The sequence below is a fragment of the Providencia sp. PROV200 genome, assembly GCF_049901995.1.
GTDB lineage: Bacteria > Pseudomonadota > Gammaproteobacteria > Enterobacterales > Enterobacteriaceae > Providencia > Providencia rettgeri_E.
Genome location: NZ_CP096307.1, coordinates 3,300,039 through 3,318,884, shown reverse-complemented (window position 1 = coordinate 3,318,884; position 18,846 = coordinate 3,300,039). Strand labels below are relative to the sequence as shown.

Genomic DNA, 18,846 nt, shown 5'->3' with positions numbered 1-18,846 from the left:
GCATAAAAGTGACATTAAACGGAAACAAACAGAATTTGTCTGGCGGCAATAGCGCGGTGGTCCCACCTGACCCCATGCCGAACTCAGCAGTGAAACGCCGTAGCGCCGATGGTAGTGTGGGGTCTCCCCATGTGAGAGTAGGGAACTGCCAGACATTAAATTAGTGAAGAAGCCACCCATTGGGTGGCTTTTTTGCGTTTAGGGGTAATGAACTAATTGTTGATGTTAGAAGTGAAGTCCCTTAATGTTCCAACTCCCAACTCCCAACTCCCAACTCCCAACTCCCAACTCCCAACTCCCAACTCCCAACTCCCAACTCCCAACTCCCAACTCCCAACTCCCAACTCCCAACTCCCAACTCCCAACTCCCAACTCCAACTTAACGACTCACTTAATTTAATCCTTCTACGCAGGGCGATTAGTCATGAATATAACCATCGTAATCATGAAGATAACTATCGCAAATGGAAGTTCATGATACAAAGTAGTGAGTAACAGCTCACGTATTATTGATTTAGTCGTAGTTAATTCCAGTAAAATTAACTGGATGTAATTAGCTGGTGATTACCTATTATTGAAGCGAATATAACGGTTTGTACCAAAGTAGTGAGTAACAGCTCACATGTTGAAAAGTGCGCGGAGACAAGTGCTGAGTGTGGGGTTAGGCAGCATGAGTTAAGAGAATTAAGTCAAGCAATCGGTAGATGACACTCGGTGGTATTGTGATCATGAATGGAAGGTTTGGAACTAAAGTAGTGAGTAACAGCTCACTTGTTCCTTAGTTAGTGTGCGTAATTGCAATAAAATTAACGGGATATGGTGTGGTGGTGGTTATCTATTACTGCTGTGAATGGAAGGTCTGGAACTAAAGTAGTGAGTAACAACTCACTTGTTCCTTCTATTACTACTTCGAATGGAAGCTCTGAAACTAAAGTAGTGAGTAACAGATCACTTGTTCCTTAATTAGTGTGCATAATTGCAATAAAATTAACGGGATATGGTGTGGTGGTGGTTATCTATTACTGCTGTGAATTGAAGGTCTGGAACTAAAGTAGTGAGTAACAACTCACTTTTTCCTTAATTAGTGTGCATAATTACAATAAAATTAACGGGATATGGTGTGGTGGTGGTTATCTATTACTGCTGTGAATGGAAGCTCTGGAACCAAAATAGTGAGTAACAGCTCACGTATTATTGATTTAATCGTAGTTAATCCCAGTAAAATTAACGGGATATGATGTGGTGGTTATCTATTACTACTGTGAATGGAAGGTCTGAAACTAAAGTAGTGAGTAACAACTCACTTGTTCCTTAATTAGTGTTCATAATTGCAATAAAATTAACTGGATATGGTGTGGTAGTGATTATCTACTAGCGCCATGATGGAAGGTCTAGATATAAACTAGTAAGTAACAGCTCACATGTTGAAAAGTGCGCGGAGACAAGTGCTGAGTGTGGGGTTAGGCAGCATGAGTTAAGAGAATTAAGTCAAGCAATTGGTAGATAACACTCGGTGGTATTGTGATCATGAATGGAAGCTCTGGATATAAACTAGTAAGTAACAGCTCACATCTCTTTTGGTAGCAAAGGAGTATAAGGGGGAGATAAAATGAGAGAAAAATAAATTAGAGTGGGTGTTTCCAGGTTTATTTAGATGGTGGATCCGATTGAGGGGGTATAAAGTAGCGAATAATTAAATAGTTATCATTTCGTAAGAAAGTCAGATAAGAACAGAACGTTTTAGTGAAAAAGGTTAAAAACCTTATGAGTAGGGTGGATATTGGGATAAATTTGATAAGCTATAACTACTCAAATTTGATATACTACAACCAGTAATTAATCAAAAAGTGTAAGATTTTCATTATTTTTCTGTGATATAGGGACTTCAAATTTGGCAAAAAGAACCTATTCTGTTCGGTATATTGCAGGTGAGCCCGCTAAACGAATTCAGCCTATGTCTGTACATATGTTGGGTGAATCACTTCCAATAGGTTTACCTCTATTCGCTGCGGGTGAAACTCTTGATGTGGTTACATGGAATATTTACAAACAGCAGAGGCCAAATTGGAAGCCCACTCTTAATGAGTTAGTGAAGGATAGAAAACTTATTTTGTTGCAAGAGGCTCAAATGTCACCTGAGCTAATATCTTTTGCTGCATCACATAAATTAATTGCTGACCAAGTACCTGCATTACCTTTTTCACCTCATCCAGCTGGCGTGATGACGCTCGCTGCTTCACATCCGATATATTGCTGTCCTTTAAGAGAAAAAGAACCACTGTTACGACTGGCTAAATCTGCGCTGATTACAGTATACCCGTTACCAGATGGGAAGCACTTGATGGTCGCGAATGTTCATGCAATTAACTTCAGTTTTGGTGTGGATGTATATACGCGACAACTAAATAAATTGGGTGTTCATATTGCTAAACATGTGGGGCCAGTGATCCTTGCGGGGGATTTTAATGCATGGAGTAGACAACGGGTAAATGCATTAAAACGGTTTATTCGTAGTGTGGGTCTAAAAGAAATAGCATTTAGTGATGATTACCGGACTAAGGCTTTTGGGCGTCCTTTGGATTACGTGTTTTATCGTGGATTGAAGGTTAAAGATAGCACTGTACTACCGACAGATGCATCTGATCATAACCCTATTATGACCAAATTTACGCTTTCTAAGTAATTAAGATTATCTCCCTTATTTTCCCTCGCATTTAATTATAGATTTGATGAACTCTTTTTATTGGGGACATCAGATTGAAATTATCGCTTTTATATATCTTTTTCTTTTTTGCACAAATAGCTAATGGGTCTAGCTTATTGTTAGCTAAACATGCGGAACAGTTGCCTCGTTTAGTTATTTATGACCCATCTTATCGACAAATTTCTTATCCGAATGGTGATGTGCCCGAACAATACGGTGTCTGCTCTGATGTGGTTATACGAAGCTACCGAAAAATTGGTATTGATTTGCAACAATTAGTTCATGAAGACATGAAAGCAAATTTTCGCCAATACCCCAGTCAACGAATGTGGGGATTGCGTAAGCCAGATACAAATATTGATCATCGTCGCGTACCTAATTTAGAGGCTTTTTTCTCACGAAAAGGGAAAAATAAGCCTATATCAAAGAATGCCAGTGATTATATTCCTGGCGATATTGTCTCTTGGCGTTTGGATAATGGTCGGCCACATATCGGTGTTGTAACTTCGAGAAAGTCATCAAATACACAGAATTATTTAGTGATGCACAATATTGGATATGGCCAAGTCTTTGAAGATGTTTTATTTCGTTGGGATATTGTTGGACATTATTCTTATTAAGTGAGATGGTTTTTATATAATATAATTTCCTAGATTATAATTTTTAAAATCAACTTATTCAAGAGGTTTTATATATGTAAGTGATTAGTTTTAATTGTTATTTTTTAAATTATATTCTAATTATTATATTAGCATTAATTTACCTTGAACTATATTTATAAATGAAGGGTTAATTGTATAGAGTATAAAGCATAAATAAATGGTGGTTAATGTGATGAAAAATATAGTTATTGTTGGCGGTGGAACGGGCGGGACGATGCTAGCAAATACACTCGCTAGAAAATTGAGTAAAGAAATTTTTTCAAAGAAAATAAAAATAACATTAATTACGGATAATCCAATCCATTATTATAAACCTGCATTTATGTATGTTGCTTTTAATTTATTTTTTAAGGATGAATTAAGCCGTCCAGAAAGAGAGCTGTTAAGGCCTGAAATAGAGTTAGCCATTGATAAAATAGAATACTTTGATTTTAAAAATAAAGAGCTAAACTCAACACATGGAAAAAAATATAATTATGATTTTCTTGTGATAGCGACAGGTTGCGTACCTAAACCTGAGCGTATTCAAGGTTTAAAAGATATCGGTAACCATTTTTATGCTTATGAAGCATCAAGAAAGCTAGCTGACCAACTTGCTAAGATTGAAAAAGGTCGAATTTTTATTACGGTATCATTCCCTGAAACACCTAATGTGCCTCATCAGTGTGGTATCGCACCGATGGAAACAACGTTAATGATTGATGAGTTTTTACGAAAACGTCGAGTCAGGGATAATATTGAAATCGTTTATACATATCCAACCGTTTCACAATTATTACGTAACTGTTTATTTATGCAGCAACCTGTTTGTGAAGTTATTCCCGAAGTATTCACTGCTAAAAATATTAAGGCACAGAGAGGATTTACTTTAGATAAAGTTGATCCAGATAAGAAAATAGCTTATTCGAAGGAAGGGGACGAGCAAAATTTCGATTTATTGATTAGTACTCCTCCTATTACTGCGGTTGAAGCGGTTATTAATACAGGATTGAGTGAACATAATAATGGTGAAGGATGGTTACCAACTGACCACGAAACAATGCAAGTTTATGGTGTCGATGGTGTTTATGTTATTGGTGACACCGTTGATTTACCGATCAGTAAAGCGGGTGGAAGCTGCCATAATCAAGCTGCGATTATAGCCGATAATATTTGTGGTGAATTAATTTATGGTTATCCCGCGGCTATCTATGATGGGCGAGTTCAAGCCGTTGCTCAAATGGGATTAACAGCAGGAATGCCTTTACAATACGATTATAAACACGATGTTATTCCTACACCTCCGACTAAATTAGGAGGATTACTCAGAAATGGCTTTAATAGAGGTATTTATTGGGCTGCTATTCGTGGCTTAGTTTAAGGAGGAAATCAAAATGTCTAATAATGAAAATCAAAGTAAACTAATTGAACTTCTTAATTCTGAGTCGGGTGATCATTTCGCAGACAAATTAGCACCGCTTTTACAATTGAATCGTTTAGATAATATTGTTGATTTACTTTCTCTAATTTCTGACCTTATTGACATTACTGATAATAGCACGGTAGAAAAACTGGCAAATTCATTTGAGGATACTTTATCACCGATATGGGAGTTCGGTACGGCTTATAATATGGCTAAAATGGAAGAGGTATATAATAGTAAAAATCCAAATTTTCGCTCGGTATATGCTTTATTAAAAGATCCAAATACATTACGTGGAATTAGTACCGTTTTACGAACCTTGCAAATAATGGGTTCTCGATTATCTTCACCCCAAGAGGGGTAATATTTCGGAGGTGGTATGATATTAGATAGACAGTATTCTTTTGATACGCGTGTGATACATAATTACTATGATGCAGCTGAAAATTTAGGGGCACTAGCTTCTCCCATTTATCAAACTTCAACCTACGTATTTAATAGTGTTGAAGAAGGTGCAGCCTGCTTTAGCGGTGAATCGAATGGTTATATTTATACACGAATAAATAATCCGACATTAAGTTTATTGGAAAAGCGACTTGCTGATTTAGAAGAGGGAGATGCAGCAATTGCATTCTCTTCAGGGATGGGGGCAATAACATCGACGCTTTGGACATTACTGAGCCCTGGAGATGAGTTGTTAGTTGACATGACGGTTTATGGCTGTACATATGCGTTCTTTCATCATGGGTTGGCTCGTTTTGGTATCAAAGTTCGTCACATTGATATGAGTGATCCAAATCATGTGGCACAAGAGCTCACTGAAAAAACAAGGATGATATTTTTCGAATCACCTGCAAACCCAAACATGCGTTTAGTTGATATTAGTGCAGTGAGTAATATCGTTCGCCAATATAATATTGCAAATAACCAAGAAATATTGATAACTGTAGATAATACCTATTGTACCCCTTACATTCAAAAACCCCTTGAGCTTGGGGCAGATATTGTTGTTCATTCATTGACTAAATATATGAATGGACATGGTGATGTGATGGCTGGCGCTGTTATAACAACTGAGGAATTAGCGAAACAAATCAGATTGGTTGGGCTGAAAGATATGACTGGAGCATGCCTATCCCCTCACGATGCAAACCTGATATTGCGAGGAATGAAAACACTTCCAATCAGAATGGAAAGAGTGGTTGAGAATGCACAGAAAGTTGCAGAATATTTGGCTTCACTATCTGAGATTTCTCAAGTGATGTATCCGGGTTTATCGAGTTTTCCACAATATGCATTAGCTCAAAAGCAGATGAAGTTACCTGGAGGGATGATTGCTTTCGAACTTGAAGGGGGACTTGAGGCGGGTAAGCAGTTTCTGAACCGTCTACAGCTATTTTCTTGTGCGGTTAGCTTAGGTGATTGTGAGTCATTGGCTCAGCACCCTGCAAGTATGACCCATTCTACTTATACTGCAGAGGAACGAAAACAGTATGGGATTAGTGATGGGCTTATTCGTTTATCCGTTGGATTAGAAAGTGTTGATGATTTGATTGCCGATATTAGGCAAGCGCTCATTTGATACCAAAATAGGTAACAAAAGGCCCTATATCATATAAATATAGGGCCTAAATTTACTCTACGAATACTTTAGTCGATTAAGATTTTTGAAATTTACGCATGACAAAGAAGGTCACACTCAATATCGCGACCCATGCAAACCCAACTAAAAGGGCAACTTGTGTATCTTTAAAGAAGCCAAGTAGTGCGATAACAAAGACCATAAATGCGATAGTAATTGCAGGGCCAACTGGCCAAAATGGGACTGGGAACTTCAGTTTTTTAACCTCTTCAGGGCTCATTTGGCGGCGCATTGCGACATGAGATAGCAGGATCATTAACCAGACCCAAACGGTCGCAAAGGTTGCGATTGACGCAATAATCACAAAGATTTTTTCTGGAAGTAGGTAGTTTAAATAAACGCCTAATAACATGACAACAGACATCACCAGTACAGTGACCCAAGGTACCCCACTTTTAGTCAACTTGGTAAAGACTTTTGGTGCTTGTTTGTCTTGTGCCATACCATACATCATGCGACCAGCACCGAAAATATCACTATTAATCGCTGAAATTGCCGCAGTGATCACCACGATATTTAAGATATTTGCCGCTGATTGAATGCCTAAGCTATCAAAAATTTGGACGAATGGACTACCATTTTGACCAATTTGATTCCACGGATAGATACACATCAAAATGAACAATGTTAACCCATAGAATAGTAAGATACGGATTGGAACGGCATTAATTGCTTTTGGAATGGTTTTCTCTGGATTTTGCGCTTCACTGGCAGTAATACCAATCACTTCAATACCGCCAAATGCGAACATGACTATGGCTAAAGACGCAATAACGCCTTCAATACCATTTGGCATAAAGCCACCGTGCACCCATAGATTTTGGATACCCACCGCATGGTCAGTTTCTTGGCCGAAACCGTAGAACATTAAGAAGGTACCACCAACAATCATTGCGATGATAGCGGAGACCTTCACGATAGACAGCCAAAATTCCATTTCACCGAAAATTTTAACATGGCATAAATTGAGCGCACCAATAAATAGCACGATACTTAATACCCACACCCATTGGTCGACATGTGGGAACCAGAACCCCATGTACATCCCAAAAGCGGTAATATCGGCCAAGCAGACGACCAACATTTCAAATACGTAGTTCCAGCCAGTTAAAAAACCAGCGAGGGGGCCCATGTAATGGCTAGCGTAGTGAGAAAACGAACCGGGTACAGGATGATGCACTGCCATCTCGCCTAAGGCTCGCATGACCATAAATACAGCAGCACCACCGACCATATAAGCGAGGAGAACTGCAGGCCCTGCCGCTTGAATTGCGGAAGCAGAACCATAAAATAAGCCGGTACCAATCGCTGATCCTAAAGCCATAAAGCGAATGTGCCGAACACTCAGTCCCTTTCTGAGTTGATTTTGTTCACTACTTTGCATGTCTTTTCCTGTCTTTTTCTTCGTTCGATATATTGTTCCGAATAGGCTTTCGGTATTGTTTATTAAGTCGGACGTACTTTATTGAACCCTAAGGTGGCTACATTATCACAAACTTCCTTGTTCGTGAGATAGATATCTGCAATATAATGCGTGCTCAGCTAACTATTTTAGGAGTGATATGAAATACCCAATTAATGAAATCTTCCAAACCATTCAGGGAGAGGGGGTTTTTACTGGTGTTCCAGCCGTATTTATTCGTTTGCAGGGCTGCCCAGTTGGATGTAGTTGGTGTGATACCAAACAAACATGGGAAATAGAACAAGATAAAGAATCTACCCTAGGGGATATCGCACTTAAAACGATTGATTCAGATGCATGGGCGATGTCAGATAGTGAGGCATTGATTCAGTTAATGAAAGAAAAGCACTTCAGCGCACAGCATATTGTTATTACAGGCGGTGAGCCTTGTATTTATGATTTACAGCCATTGACTGAGACATTAGAACAGCATGGATATCAATGCCAAATTGAAACTAGTGGCACATACCCTATTCAATGCACTGATAACACATGGGTTACTGTATCACCAAAAGTCGGTATGAAAGGAGGACTACAGGTGATCAGCCAAGCAGTGAATCGGGCCAATGAAATTAAACACCCTGTTGCTCGCGAAAAAGATATAGAAGCACTTGAGAAAATTTTAGCATTACGTATTGCCGAAACGCCTCCTGTAGTAGCATTACAGCCAATCAGCCAAAAAGCGGCAGCAACAAAATTGTGTATTGAAACCTGTATTCAACGCAACTGGCGTTTATCGATTCAAACACATAAATATTTGGATATTCAATAATAAAAAATAGCAATGATTTTTAGTAACCCCCAAGCGCTAAAAAACACGCATTGGGGGGCTTTAAATTACCTAAAAGGTTGGTTTAATGGTACTTCAGGATCTGGTTCGTGAGTAATACGGTTACGTAAGTCACGACGAATAATTTCAATAGACCAGAACCAAATTAAATGACCAAATATTTCTGAAACATTTTCATACCATGGCAGGTCTAAAAGTGGAGGGGTTAGCCCCATAAGAGGGAATGAAATCATATGGACAAATAATTGCGCCAGTGCACCCGCTAACAACCCTTGCCATAACTTAATTTTAGGGAATATTTCAGCAACGATACAATATCCGACAGCAAATACGATAGAAAATATGATGTGAGTAACCCCCACAGAGTTAAAAACGTGCCCAGCAAAGGTGTAAACTGCAGAGTTAGGGTCGGCAATGCCTAACCAATCCCTTAAGAATATATAAGGTGGATTGAGGAAGTTACGTGAGCAGTCTATTTGTTCCGCTGCACGGATCAGCGTCTCTGGCGAACAAGCTGCATTGAACATATCCGTTGGGCTTCTTGGCGGTAATGGGACTTCAGCCCCCCATTTGACAAATGAAGAAACGATACCAGCGATTAGACCAATAAATGCGGCCAGTCCATAACGCCTTCTGGATTTTGGTGTTTGCTGAAATAAATGCATTTTCCCTGCCTTATTAAAAGTAAATAATGGTAAATAATAGATCAGGTTATAATTTAATGCACTATGTCAAATTAAAGTTTTTATGTCCTTAATGTTAAAAGGAGAAATGCTAGCCACTATTTGTTTCTTGCCTTAACCTCATCCTTAATAACGTATGGTTTTTTCGAATTTCGGCTATTAAAGGTAATTAGGAAACTTTCTATGCAGCGTTAGGCGTTGATATTGGTAATGAGTCAAAGGTAAAGGATATAGGGATTTACCCCTCATTTATGTTCAAAACCTATTAGGCTTGCCACTAAGTCAGCGGCCTGAGGAGCGTGTATCCCTATATTATATGACTTGTTTAGTGCTTGTCCTTTTAAGCTTCTCCACGATAGACACAGCCTGCTGTGCAGGTTTCTTTTACGGTAACCGCACTTAATAAGGGTAGTAAAGGCTTAGTTTGTTGCCAAATCCATTGGGCTAATACCTCACTCGTTGGGTTTTCTAACCCTTCGATATCATTTAAATAGTGATGGTCTAAGCGTTCCCAAATAGGTTTAAATGCAGCTTTTACATCGGAAAAATCAATAATCCAACCACTATGTGAGTCGACTTCACCAGTGATTTCTAAACGCACCATGAAAGAATGCCCATGGAGGCGGCCGCACTTATGACCCTCTGGAACATGGGGAAGTTTATGGGCGGCTTCGAAAGTGAAATCTTTATAGATTGTTGTGCTCATATGTGGCTCCTTGTTGTGAATAAACAGCGTATTGTACTGCATTTTTAGGTGAAAATATCTTTAATTACCAAAATAGCGTTAACCGCTTTTATCAATATGATCCATCAGTTAATTGCTTTAGGCTTTTTAGTTATTAATTATGGCTATCGTTTCTTATCCCAATATCTAGGGTTGTTATAACCTAACTGCATACCCTATATGTTTCAGGTACTGCGGTATTTTTTGCTTTATTACCCTAATTATTTGGGGAAATGAGTAGGTGTTAGGTTGTCAGTCTTTTTTGGGTAATGACATGGCATCGTTTTTTTAAATCAAAGATGAATAACGCTGGGGTTACAAGATAATGACAAAAAAACAGCCGCCATTAGCGGCGCTGCCAATATCTGTTGAGCAATTAACACGTTTACAGACAGCCGTTGATGATTTTTCATCTCATCAACTCGCATGGCTTTCTGGTTATTTGTGGGGAGTGGTAAATCAGAACACGCAAGTTGATGTATCAGCCAGTACGCTTGTTGTTACTCAAGATACCGTCACTATTATCTCTGCGTCACAGACAGGAAATGCACGTCGCCTATCTGAGCAGCTCAGAGAGCGCTTGGTGGGGGAGAAAATTAGTGTGAATTTGGTGAATGCAGGGGATTATAAATTCAAACAAATCAACCAAGAGCAAGTGTTGGTTATTGTCGCCTCAACGCAGGGTGAAGGTGAACCCGCCGAAGAGGCGGTTGCGTTGTACAAATACCTTCATTCTAAAAAAGCGCCTAATTTATCACAAACTAGCTATGCGGTTTTCGCGCTGGGAGACTCCTCTTACGAAAAATTTTGCCAAGCGGGTAAAGATTTCGATTCTCAGCTTGCATCATTAGGGGCGATATCATTAACGGAACGAATTGATGCAGATGTTGAATACCAAGCGGTTGCAGATGAATGGGTTGAAAACCTCACGCAGATTTTAAAAGCTCGCGTTCCTGCTCAAAGTGATAGCCAATTATTGGCGACTCAAACAGGAAGTATCAATGAAATTCATTCATCACCTTATAGTAAAACGGCACCATTAACTGCATCGCTACTGAGCAATCAAAAGATCACCAGCCGCGACTCACAAAAAGATGTTCGCCATATTGAAATTGACCTCGGTGACTCTGGTTTACGTTATCAACCGGGTGATGCGCTAGGTGTTTGGTTCGATAATGACCCCGCTTTAGTTGATGAGCTGGTGGCTTTATTGTGGCTGCAAGGTGATGAAGAAGTCTTTATTGGCTCACAGCGTCATTCATTCCGTGATGCGCTGATTTATCAATTAGAACTGACACAAAATACCCCAGTGATTGTCGAAAAATACGCTCAGTTATCAAAAGACGATGCACTATTGTCATTAATTAGCGATAAAGCCGCTATTTTGCACTACGCACAAAATACGCCAATCGTCGATATGGTACGCCAAGCGGCATCTCAGCCTGCTGCCCAAGAATTTGTTGACCTACTGCGCCCGTTAACCCCTCGTTTGTACTCGATTTCTTCTTCCCAATCCGAGGTGGAAGATGAAGTTCATGCAACGGTTGGCGTTGTCCGCTATGAGATTGATGGTAAGGCGCGAACTGGCGGTGCTTCGGGTTTCTTAGCTGATCGCTTAAATGAGGATGATGAACTCCGTATATTCATTGAGCACAATGATAACTTCCGTCTACCACAAGACCCAAATACGCCTGTGATCATGATTGGCCCTGGTACAGGGATAGCGCCATTTCGCGCTTTTTTACAGCAGCGTGACAATGACGGTGCGACAGGCAAAAACTGGTTATTTTTTGGTAACCCACATTTTGTTGACGACTTTCTCTACCAAGTGGAATGGCAGCGCTATGTCAAAGACGGTTTATTAACCCATATTTCATTAGCGTGGTCTCGCGACCAGCAAGAGAAAATTTACGTACAAGATAAACTTCGTGAACAAGGTGAAGAAGTTTGGCAATGGTTACAAGAAGGGGCCCACATCTATGTGTGTGGTGATGCAAACCGCATGGCCAAAGATGTCGAACAGGCATTATTAGATATCGTCAGCCAATACGGGAACATGGACAGTGAAGAAGCCGATGAATTTTTAAGTGAGTTGCGCGTAATGCGCCGTTATCAGAGGGATGTTTATTAATGAGCAATGAACAACAACAAAAGCCCTTAATTGTCGAAGGTAAACTTGCAGACAGCGAACGCATGAAGCAAGACAGTAATTACCTACGTGGAACAATTAAAGATGACCTCAAAAATGGGTTAACAGGTGGTTTCGAAGGCGACAATTTCTTATTGATTCGCTTTCACGGTATGTATCAACAAGATGACCGTGATATTCGTGCCGAGCGGGCGGAACAAAAACTCGAGCCTCGCCATGCAATGATGCTGCGTTGTCGTTTACCGGGGGGCATTATTACCCCCAAGCAATGGCTGGATATTGATAAGTTTGCCACGGACCACACGCTGTATGGCAGTGTGCGCATTACGAATCGGCAAACATTTCAGTTCCATGGCATCTTAAAAGGGGATGTAAAGCCTGCCCATCAAATGTTAAGTCACGTTGGTTTAGATGCCCTTGCAACGGCGAATGACGTTAACCGTAACGTGTTATGTACCTCTAACCCAGTGCAATCTGAATTGCACCAACAAGCTTATGAATGGGCAAAGAAAATATCTGAACATTTATTACCGCGCACAAGTGCTTACGCGGAAATTTGGTTAGATAAAGAAAAAATAGTGACAACGGATGAAGAGCCCATTTTAGGGCAAACTTATTTGCCAAGAAAATTTAAAACCTCTGTCGTGATCCCGCCATTAAACGATGTGGATTTACATGCAAATGATATGAACTTTGTCGCGATTGCCCAAAATGGGGAATTGATCGGTTTTAACGTGCTGGTGGGCGGTGGCCTTGCGATGACTCATGGCGATACCGCAACATTTCCTCGTTTAGCCAGTGAGTTTGGGTTTATTCCATTAGAGAAAACGTTAGCGATTGCAGAAGCGATAGTGACTACCCAACGGGATTGGGGAAATCGTACTGAACGTAAAAATGCAAAAACCAAATACACCCTTGAGCGAGTGGGAGTTGATACTTTCAAAGCTGAAGTCGAAAGGCGCTCAGGCGTAGTTTTCGAACCTATTCGTCCATATGAATTTACTGAACGCGGTGACAAGATTGGTTGGCTTAAAGGAATTGATAATCGCTGGCACCTAACATTGTTTATTGAAAATGGCCGATTGATTGATTTAGAAAATAAGCCATTAAAAACCGGCGTGGCTGAAATTGCACGTATTCACCAAGGGGACTTTCGTTTAACTGCAAACCAAAATTTAATTGTTGCGGGTGTCCCCGAAAGTGAGAAAGCGGCAATTGAAGCGATTGCCAGAGCTCATGGGTTAATGAGTGATGAAATTACAGCGCAACGTGAAAATTCCATGGCGTGTGTCTCATTTCCAACTTGCCCACTTGCGATGGCAGAAGCGGAACGTTTTTTACCTGAATTTATTAGTCATGTGGAAAATATCATGGCCGCTCATCAAGTCGCCAATGAACATATCGTTCTACGGATAACGGGTTGCCCTAATGGCTGTGGACGAGCGATGCTGGCGGAAGTAGGGCTGGTCGGTAAAGCGATGGATAGATATAACTTACACTTAGGTGGGGATCGCATTGGCACTCGCATTCCGCGTATGTACCGTGAAAATATCACTAGTACAGAGATTTTAGCTATTTTGGATGAGTTAATCGGTAATTGGGCGAAAAACCGTCTACCTAATGAAGGATTTGGCGATTTTGTTATTCGTACCCATGTTGTTAAGCCCGTATTGAATTCTGCTGTTGATTTTTATGAGGTTAAGGAGGCGGTATGAGCCGACTTGAACTAACAACATTCATCGAGCTCGATAGGCCTCACCAAGTCGCTTATCTCGCTGAGTTTAATTCCCAGTTAGATGCCATGACTGCATTGCAGCGCATTGAGTGGGCGGTTGAATACTTACCGACTGAGTTTGTGTTGTCTTCCAGTTTTGGGATCCAAGCGGCACTGACATTGCATATGGTGACGCAGGTTATGCCTAATATCCCGGTTATTTTAACGGATACCGGTTATTTGTTTCCAGAGACCTATCAGTTTATTGAAGTGTTAACAGATAAATTGAATTTAAATTTACAGGTGTATCGAGCAAAGCAGTCACCTGCTTGGCAAGAAGCACTGTATGGACAACTTTGGACGCAAGGCCTTGAGGGCATCGAACGCTACAATCAGCTTAATAAGGTTGAGCCAATGGAAAGGGCCTTAAATGAGTTACAGGCACAAACTTGGTTTTCGGGGTTACGGCGAGAGCAGTCAGCAAGCCGCGCAAATTTGTCTGTGTTAGGTATCGGAAAAGGGATTTTTAAAGTTTTACCCGTGATTGATTGGAACAATAAGCAAGTCTATGAATACCTAACAAAATATGGTTTACCTTATCACCCTCTGTGGGAGCAAGGGTATTTATCGGTTGGTGATACGCATACGACTCGCAAATGGGAAGAGGGAATGAATGAAGAAGATACGCGCTTTTTTGGGTTAAAGCGTGAGTGTGGGCTTCATGAAAACTAAATATTCGTCATAATTCAACCCACAGCGTTGTTGGTTAATCATTCTTTAAGCCATGAATTGAGTTTAGATTGTAAATAATAGCAGACTTGATGAAATATTTGTTTAATTACAAAGGGATGGTTTTTATTAAAAATAAGCATCTCTTTATTTTTATTATTTTTGTTTTTATTATGAAAATTAGCAGTTTGCGTTAAGTTTTGTGTATTTTGTTTAAAATTAACTTATTTTGATGGTTTTTATGTGAATTTTCTGGCTTATGCTTTTCAGTTACAAGAAAGAGCTTTTTGTCATTTCAAACCTATTGTCTGAAACCATATAGTCAACTTTATATTTCTTATAATCAGTTTATATAACGATGGGTGAGCAAGATGGATTATTTACCGTTATTTGTCGATGTCCGCACGCGAAAGGTCGTGTTAATTGGCGGCGGTGTGGTCGCGGCACGAAAAGCAGAATTGCTAATAAAAGCACAAGCGAATTTAGTGATCATCTCACCAACGTTATGTACTCCGCTTCAAACTGAATATCAACAAAATAAATTTGTTTGGTTAGCAGAAGATTACCAAACTATTCATTTAGATGATGCTTTTCTGGTTATTGCTGCAACGGATGATGCATTACTGAATGAAAAGGTTTTCTATGATGCGAATGAGCGAAAAATATTCGTTAACGTCGTCGATGACCAACCATTATGTTCATTTATTGTCCCTTCTATTATCGATCGCTCGCCAGTGATTGTGGCGATCTCTTCAGGGGGGACTGCGCCTGTATTAGCACGTTTACTCAGAGAAAAATTGGAAACGATGTTGCCAACGTCTTTGGGGAAAATGGCGGAAATAGCCGGCCGCTGGCGTCATAAAGTCAAAGAAACGTTAATGAATATGCGTGAAAGAAAACGTTTCTGGGAAAAAAGTTTTAGTGGACGTTTTGCCTCCTTAGTTGAAAAAGGGCAATTCAGCGAAGCGGAGCAACAACTGGAGCGACAACTGTATGAGCCAGATAACCACGGTGAATTAACTTTAGTGGGGGCTGGGCCGGGGGATGCAGGGTTGCTCACGTTAAAAGGGCTAAGGGTTTTACAAAGCGCGGAAGTGGTTTTATATGATCATTTAGTTAGCGAAGAAATTCTTGAATTAGTTCGCCGTGATGCAGACAAGATTTGCGTAGGTAAACGTGCAGGGGCTCATAGCGTTTCTCAAGAAGAAACCAATGCGCTGATCGTGAAATTTGCTCAACAAGGTAAAAAAGTCGTGCGCCTTAAAGGGGGGGACCCTTTCATTTTTGGGCGAGGGGGAGAAGAGCTACAAGTTGCAGCGCAAGCGGGGATCCCATTTCAAGTGGTTCCGGGTGTGACCGCAGCAATTGGTGCAGCCGCTTACGCGGGGGTTCCGCTGACTCACCGTGAACATTCACAAAGCATTACATTTATTACGGGGCATTGCCGTGAAAATGGAACTGAACTCGATTGGCAGGCACTTTCCCGAGGAAATCAAACCTTAGCTATCTATATGGGGACGGTGAAGGCCGCGAAAATCAGTGAGCAATTAATCCAATTCGGCCGAGCTCAAAATACCCCTGTAGCGGTTATCGGCTGTGGTACAAGACGTGAACAAAAAGTCGTAACTGGCAAATTGTATGAGCTCGAAACATTAGCGCAGCAGGCTCCTGCTCCTGCTTTGATAGTGATCGGTGAAGTGGCTGCATTGCACCAACAACTCGCATGGTTTGGTTCGCAAACTGAAGATATAAGATGGCGCAGTGCCGTATTGGAACTGGCTTAAGTAAGGGGCTATCGTGAACGACAAAAAATTAACTCATTTACAGCAGTTAGAAGCAGAAAGTATTCATATCATTCGTGAAGTTGCCGCCGAATTTGCTAACCCAGTGATGCTGTATTCTATTGGTAAAGATTCTTCCGTGATGCTGCATTTAGCACGCAAGGCATTTTATCCAGGAAAGCTCCCATTTCCTCTTTTACATGTTGATACAGGGTGGAAATTTCGTGAAATGTACGAATTTCGTGATGCAACGGCAGAAAAATATGGTTTTGAGCTACTTGTTTATCGTAACCCTGAAGGGGAAAAATTAGGGATCAACCCGTTTGTGCATGGCAGTGCTAAGCACACTGATATTATGAAAACCGAGGGCTTAAAGCAGGCTTTGGATAAGTACAGTTTTGATGCTGCTTTTGGTGGTGCTCGTCGTGATGAAGAAAAATCACGTGCAAAAGAGCGGATCTACTCTTTTCGTGACCGATCTCATCGTTGGGATCCTAAAAACCAACGGCCTGAGCTATGGCATAACTACAATGGGCAGGTCAATAAAGGAGAAAGTATTCGTGTTTTCCCACTATCAAATTGGACTGAACTCGATATCTGGCAATATATCTATTTGGAAAATATCGACATTGTTCCCCTGTACTTTGCAAAAGAACGACCAGTTATTCAGCGGGATGGGACTTTATTAATGGTAGATGATAACCGTATTGACCTACAACCTGGCGAAGTGGTTAGCCAGCAAAAAGTGCGTTTTAGGACATTAGGTTGCTGGCCACTGACTGGAGCTGTGCCATCAGAAGCACAAACGCTGCCTGAGATCATAGAAGAAATGTTGATTTCCACGACAAGTGAGCGGCAGGGGCGGCTGATTGATAGCGACCAATCCGCTTCGATGGAGTTGAAAAAGCGCCAAGGTTATTTTTAGTGGGCAAGGTGAATACGCAAAGTCAGGAGAAAAATCATGGCACAAGCCGTTTATAATGAATCAATCGCTCATCAAATTGAACAGCAAGGTGGTGTAGAGCCTTATTTATTGGCGCAGCAACAAAAAGGATTATTGCGTTTTTTAACCTGTGGCAATGTGGATGATGGTAAAAGCACCTTAATCGGCCGTTTACTGCATGATACTCGCCAAATATACCAAGATCAGCTGTCAACTCTGCAAAGTGACAGTAAGCGGATAGGGACTCAAGGGGAAAAGCTTGATCTTGCTTTGCTGGTGGATGGCCTTGCTGCTGAACGTGAGCAGGGGATCACAATCGATGTAGCTTATCGTTATTTTTCAACAGAAAAGCGCAAGTTTATTATTGCGGATACCCCCGGCCATGAGCAATATACGCGCAATATGGCGACAGGCGCATCAACTTGCTCACTTTCTATTTTGTTGATCGATGCTCGAAAAGGGGTACAGGAGCAAACGAGTCGACATAGTTTTATTAGCACATTACTTGGGATCCGCCATCTTATTGTTGCTGTCAATAAAATGGATCTAGTGGATTACAGTGAAACCACTTTTGACAAAATAAAGCAGGATTACCAAAAGTTTGCGACGGAATTGCCGGTTGATTTAAAGGTATGGTTTGTCCCTATTTCAGCCCTTGATGGCGATAACATTGTGAATGCTAGCGATAATTTTAAGTGGTATCAAGGTGATACATTATTATCGATATTGGAAAATGTCCAAGTGGAACAAAAAGCCTCGGAGCAAGCTTTGCGTTTCCCTGTGCAATATGTGAACCGCCCAAATTTAGACTTTCGTGGATACAGCGGAACATTATCATCAGGGGTTGTGGCAGTGGGACAAAAGGTCAAAGTATTGCCATCCGGTGCTACCTCAGCAATCAAAGAAATTGTGACATTTTCAGGGTTACAAGATTTTGCGGTGCCAGGGGAAGCGATTACATTAGTGCTTGAGGATGAAATTGATATTAGTCGTGGCGACTTGATTGTCGCACAAGATGAAATCTTACAAAGCACACAGCATGCCTCTGTCGATGTGGTATGGATGTCTGAACAGTCGTTAGTTCAAGGCCAGCAACTGGATATTAAAATTGCAGGAAAACGCAGTCGGGCAAAAGTGGAAAATATTCAATATCAAATTGATATCAATAATTTAACGCAGAAAGTGGCGACAGAGCTGCCGTTAAATGGGATTGGTTTAGTGGAATTTTCCTTTGATGAACCATTGTTACTGGAAAACTATCAACGCAATGCAGACACAGGCGGAATGATTTTTATTGATAGACTCACCAATGTGACTGTCGGAGCGGGCTTAGTCCGTGAAACACAAGCCCCTGTCTTTGAACAACCCAGCGATTTTAGTGAATTTGAAATTGAGCTAAATAAATTAGTTCGCCGCCATTTCCCACATTGGGGTGCGCGCGATGTATTGGGTGGGAAATAG

Annotated in this window: 15 protein-coding genes and 1 rRNA gene; 13 read left to right on the top strand and 3 right to left on the bottom strand. The window is 40.7% G+C overall.

All coding sequences use genetic code 11. From position 1 onward, the window contains the following. Positions 1 to 38: 38 nt before the first annotated feature. The 6 genes from rrf (at position 39) to megL (ending at position 6,350) form a co-directional block, all read left to right on the top strand. Positions 39 to 154: ribosomal RNA gene (gene rrf, locus M1E86_RS15200) — 5S ribosomal RNA — on the top strand. A 1,737-nt stretch (positions 155 to 1,891) separates the two neighbouring features. Continuing rightward, positions 1,892 to 2,683, top strand: coding sequence for an endonuclease/exonuclease/phosphatase family protein (locus M1E86_RS15195; protein ID WP_213914321.1), 792 nt, complete (start codon positions 1,892 to 1,894; stop codon positions 2,681 to 2,683). A 95-nt stretch (positions 2,684 to 2,778) separates the two neighbouring features. Next, positions 2,779 to 3,324 (top strand): DUF1287 domain-containing protein, encoded by a 546-nt coding sequence (locus M1E86_RS15190; RefSeq protein WP_413776253.1) that lies wholly within the window; start codon positions 2,779 to 2,781, stop codon positions 3,322 to 3,324. Positions 3,325 to 3,538: 214 nt separating this feature from the next. Next, a complete protein-coding gene (locus M1E86_RS15185; protein WP_213914319.1) occupies positions 3,539 to 4,726 on the top strand; it encodes an NAD(P)/FAD-dependent oxidoreductase in 1,188 nt (395 codons plus the stop codon). Positions 4,727 to 4,739: 13 nt separating this feature from the next. After that, complete coding sequence (locus M1E86_RS15180) at positions 4,740 to 5,132, top strand: hypothetical protein (RefSeq protein ID WP_213914318.1); 393 nt, start codon at positions 4,740 to 4,742, stop codon at positions 5,130 to 5,132. A gap of 15 nt (positions 5,133 to 5,147) precedes the next feature. Next, positions 5,148 to 6,350 (top strand): methionine gamma-lyase, encoded by a 1,203-nt coding sequence (gene megL, locus M1E86_RS15175; RefSeq protein ID WP_248466923.1) that lies wholly within the window; start codon positions 5,148 to 5,150, stop codon positions 6,348 to 6,350. Between the two features lie 76 nt (positions 6,351 to 6,426). On the opposite strand, the gene M1E86_RS15170 is transcribed toward megL, so the two are convergent. After that, positions 6,427 to 7,794: an amino acid permease gene (locus tag M1E86_RS15170; protein ID WP_213914316.1), complete on the bottom strand. Its 1,368-nt coding sequence runs from the start codon at positions 7,792 to 7,794 to the stop codon at positions 6,427 to 6,429. A gap of 178 nt (positions 7,795 to 7,972) precedes the next feature. Here M1E86_RS15170 and queE point away from each other — a divergent pair, with 178 nt between their 5' ends. Continuing rightward, positions 7,973 to 8,644: a 7-carboxy-7-deazaguanine synthase QueE gene (gene queE / locus M1E86_RS15165; RefSeq protein WP_213914315.1), complete on the top strand. Its 672-nt coding sequence runs from the start codon at positions 7,973 to 7,975 to the stop codon at positions 8,642 to 8,644. Between the two features lie 65 nt (positions 8,645 to 8,709). Here queE and M1E86_RS15160 read toward each other — a convergent pair whose 3' ends face one another. Beyond that, positions 8,710 to 9,327: a YagU family protein gene (locus M1E86_RS15160; protein ID WP_125893881.1), complete on the bottom strand. Its 618-nt coding sequence runs from the start codon at positions 9,325 to 9,327 to the stop codon at positions 8,710 to 8,712. A 358-nt stretch (positions 9,328 to 9,685) separates the two neighbouring features. Then, complete coding sequence (gene queD / locus M1E86_RS15155) at positions 9,686 to 10,051, bottom strand: 6-carboxytetrahydropterin synthase QueD (RefSeq protein ID WP_125893883.1); 366 nt, start codon at positions 10,049 to 10,051, stop codon at positions 9,686 to 9,688. A gap of 343 nt (positions 10,052 to 10,394) precedes the next feature. On the opposite strand from queD, the gene cysJ reads away from it, so the two are divergent. The 6 genes from cysJ (at position 10,395) to cysN (ending at position 18,846) form a co-directional block, all read left to right on the top strand. After that, positions 10,395 to 12,200 (top strand): NADPH-dependent assimilatory sulfite reductase flavoprotein subunit, encoded by a 1,806-nt coding sequence (cysJ, locus tag M1E86_RS15150; protein WP_213914314.1) that lies wholly within the window; start codon positions 10,395 to 10,397, stop codon positions 12,198 to 12,200. Then, complete coding sequence (cysI, locus tag M1E86_RS15145; protein WP_213914313.1) at positions 12,200 to 13,933, top strand: assimilatory sulfite reductase (NADPH) hemoprotein subunit; 1,734 nt, start codon at positions 12,200 to 12,202, stop codon at positions 13,931 to 13,933. Before cysJ ends, cysI begins: the two co-directional genes overlap by 1 nt. Continuing rightward, the gene (gene cysH / locus M1E86_RS15140; RefSeq protein ID WP_213914312.1) at positions 13,930 to 14,664 is read left to right on the top strand and encodes a phosphoadenosine phosphosulfate reductase; all 735 of its coding nucleotides are present in this window, start codon (positions 13,930 to 13,932) and stop codon (positions 14,662 to 14,664) included. The genes cysI and cysH overlap by 4 nt, the downstream gene beginning before the upstream one ends. 368 nt (positions 14,665 to 15,032) lie before the next feature. After that, the gene (cysG, locus tag M1E86_RS15135; protein WP_125893891.1) at positions 15,033 to 16,445 is read left to right on the top strand and encodes a siroheme synthase CysG; all 1,413 of its coding nucleotides are present in this window, start codon (positions 15,033 to 15,035) and stop codon (positions 16,443 to 16,445) included. 13 nt (positions 16,446 to 16,458) lie between these two features. Continuing rightward, positions 16,459 to 17,367: a sulfate adenylyltransferase subunit CysD gene (gene cysD / locus M1E86_RS15130; RefSeq protein ID WP_125893893.1), complete on the top strand. Its 909-nt coding sequence runs from the start codon at positions 16,459 to 16,461 to the stop codon at positions 17,365 to 17,367. A 36-nt stretch (positions 17,368 to 17,403) separates the two neighbouring features. After that, on the top strand, positions 17,404 to 18,846 hold the full coding sequence (gene cysN / locus M1E86_RS15125; protein WP_426099150.1) for a sulfate adenylyltransferase subunit CysN: 1,443 nt from the start codon (positions 17,404 to 17,406) through the stop codon (positions 18,844 to 18,846).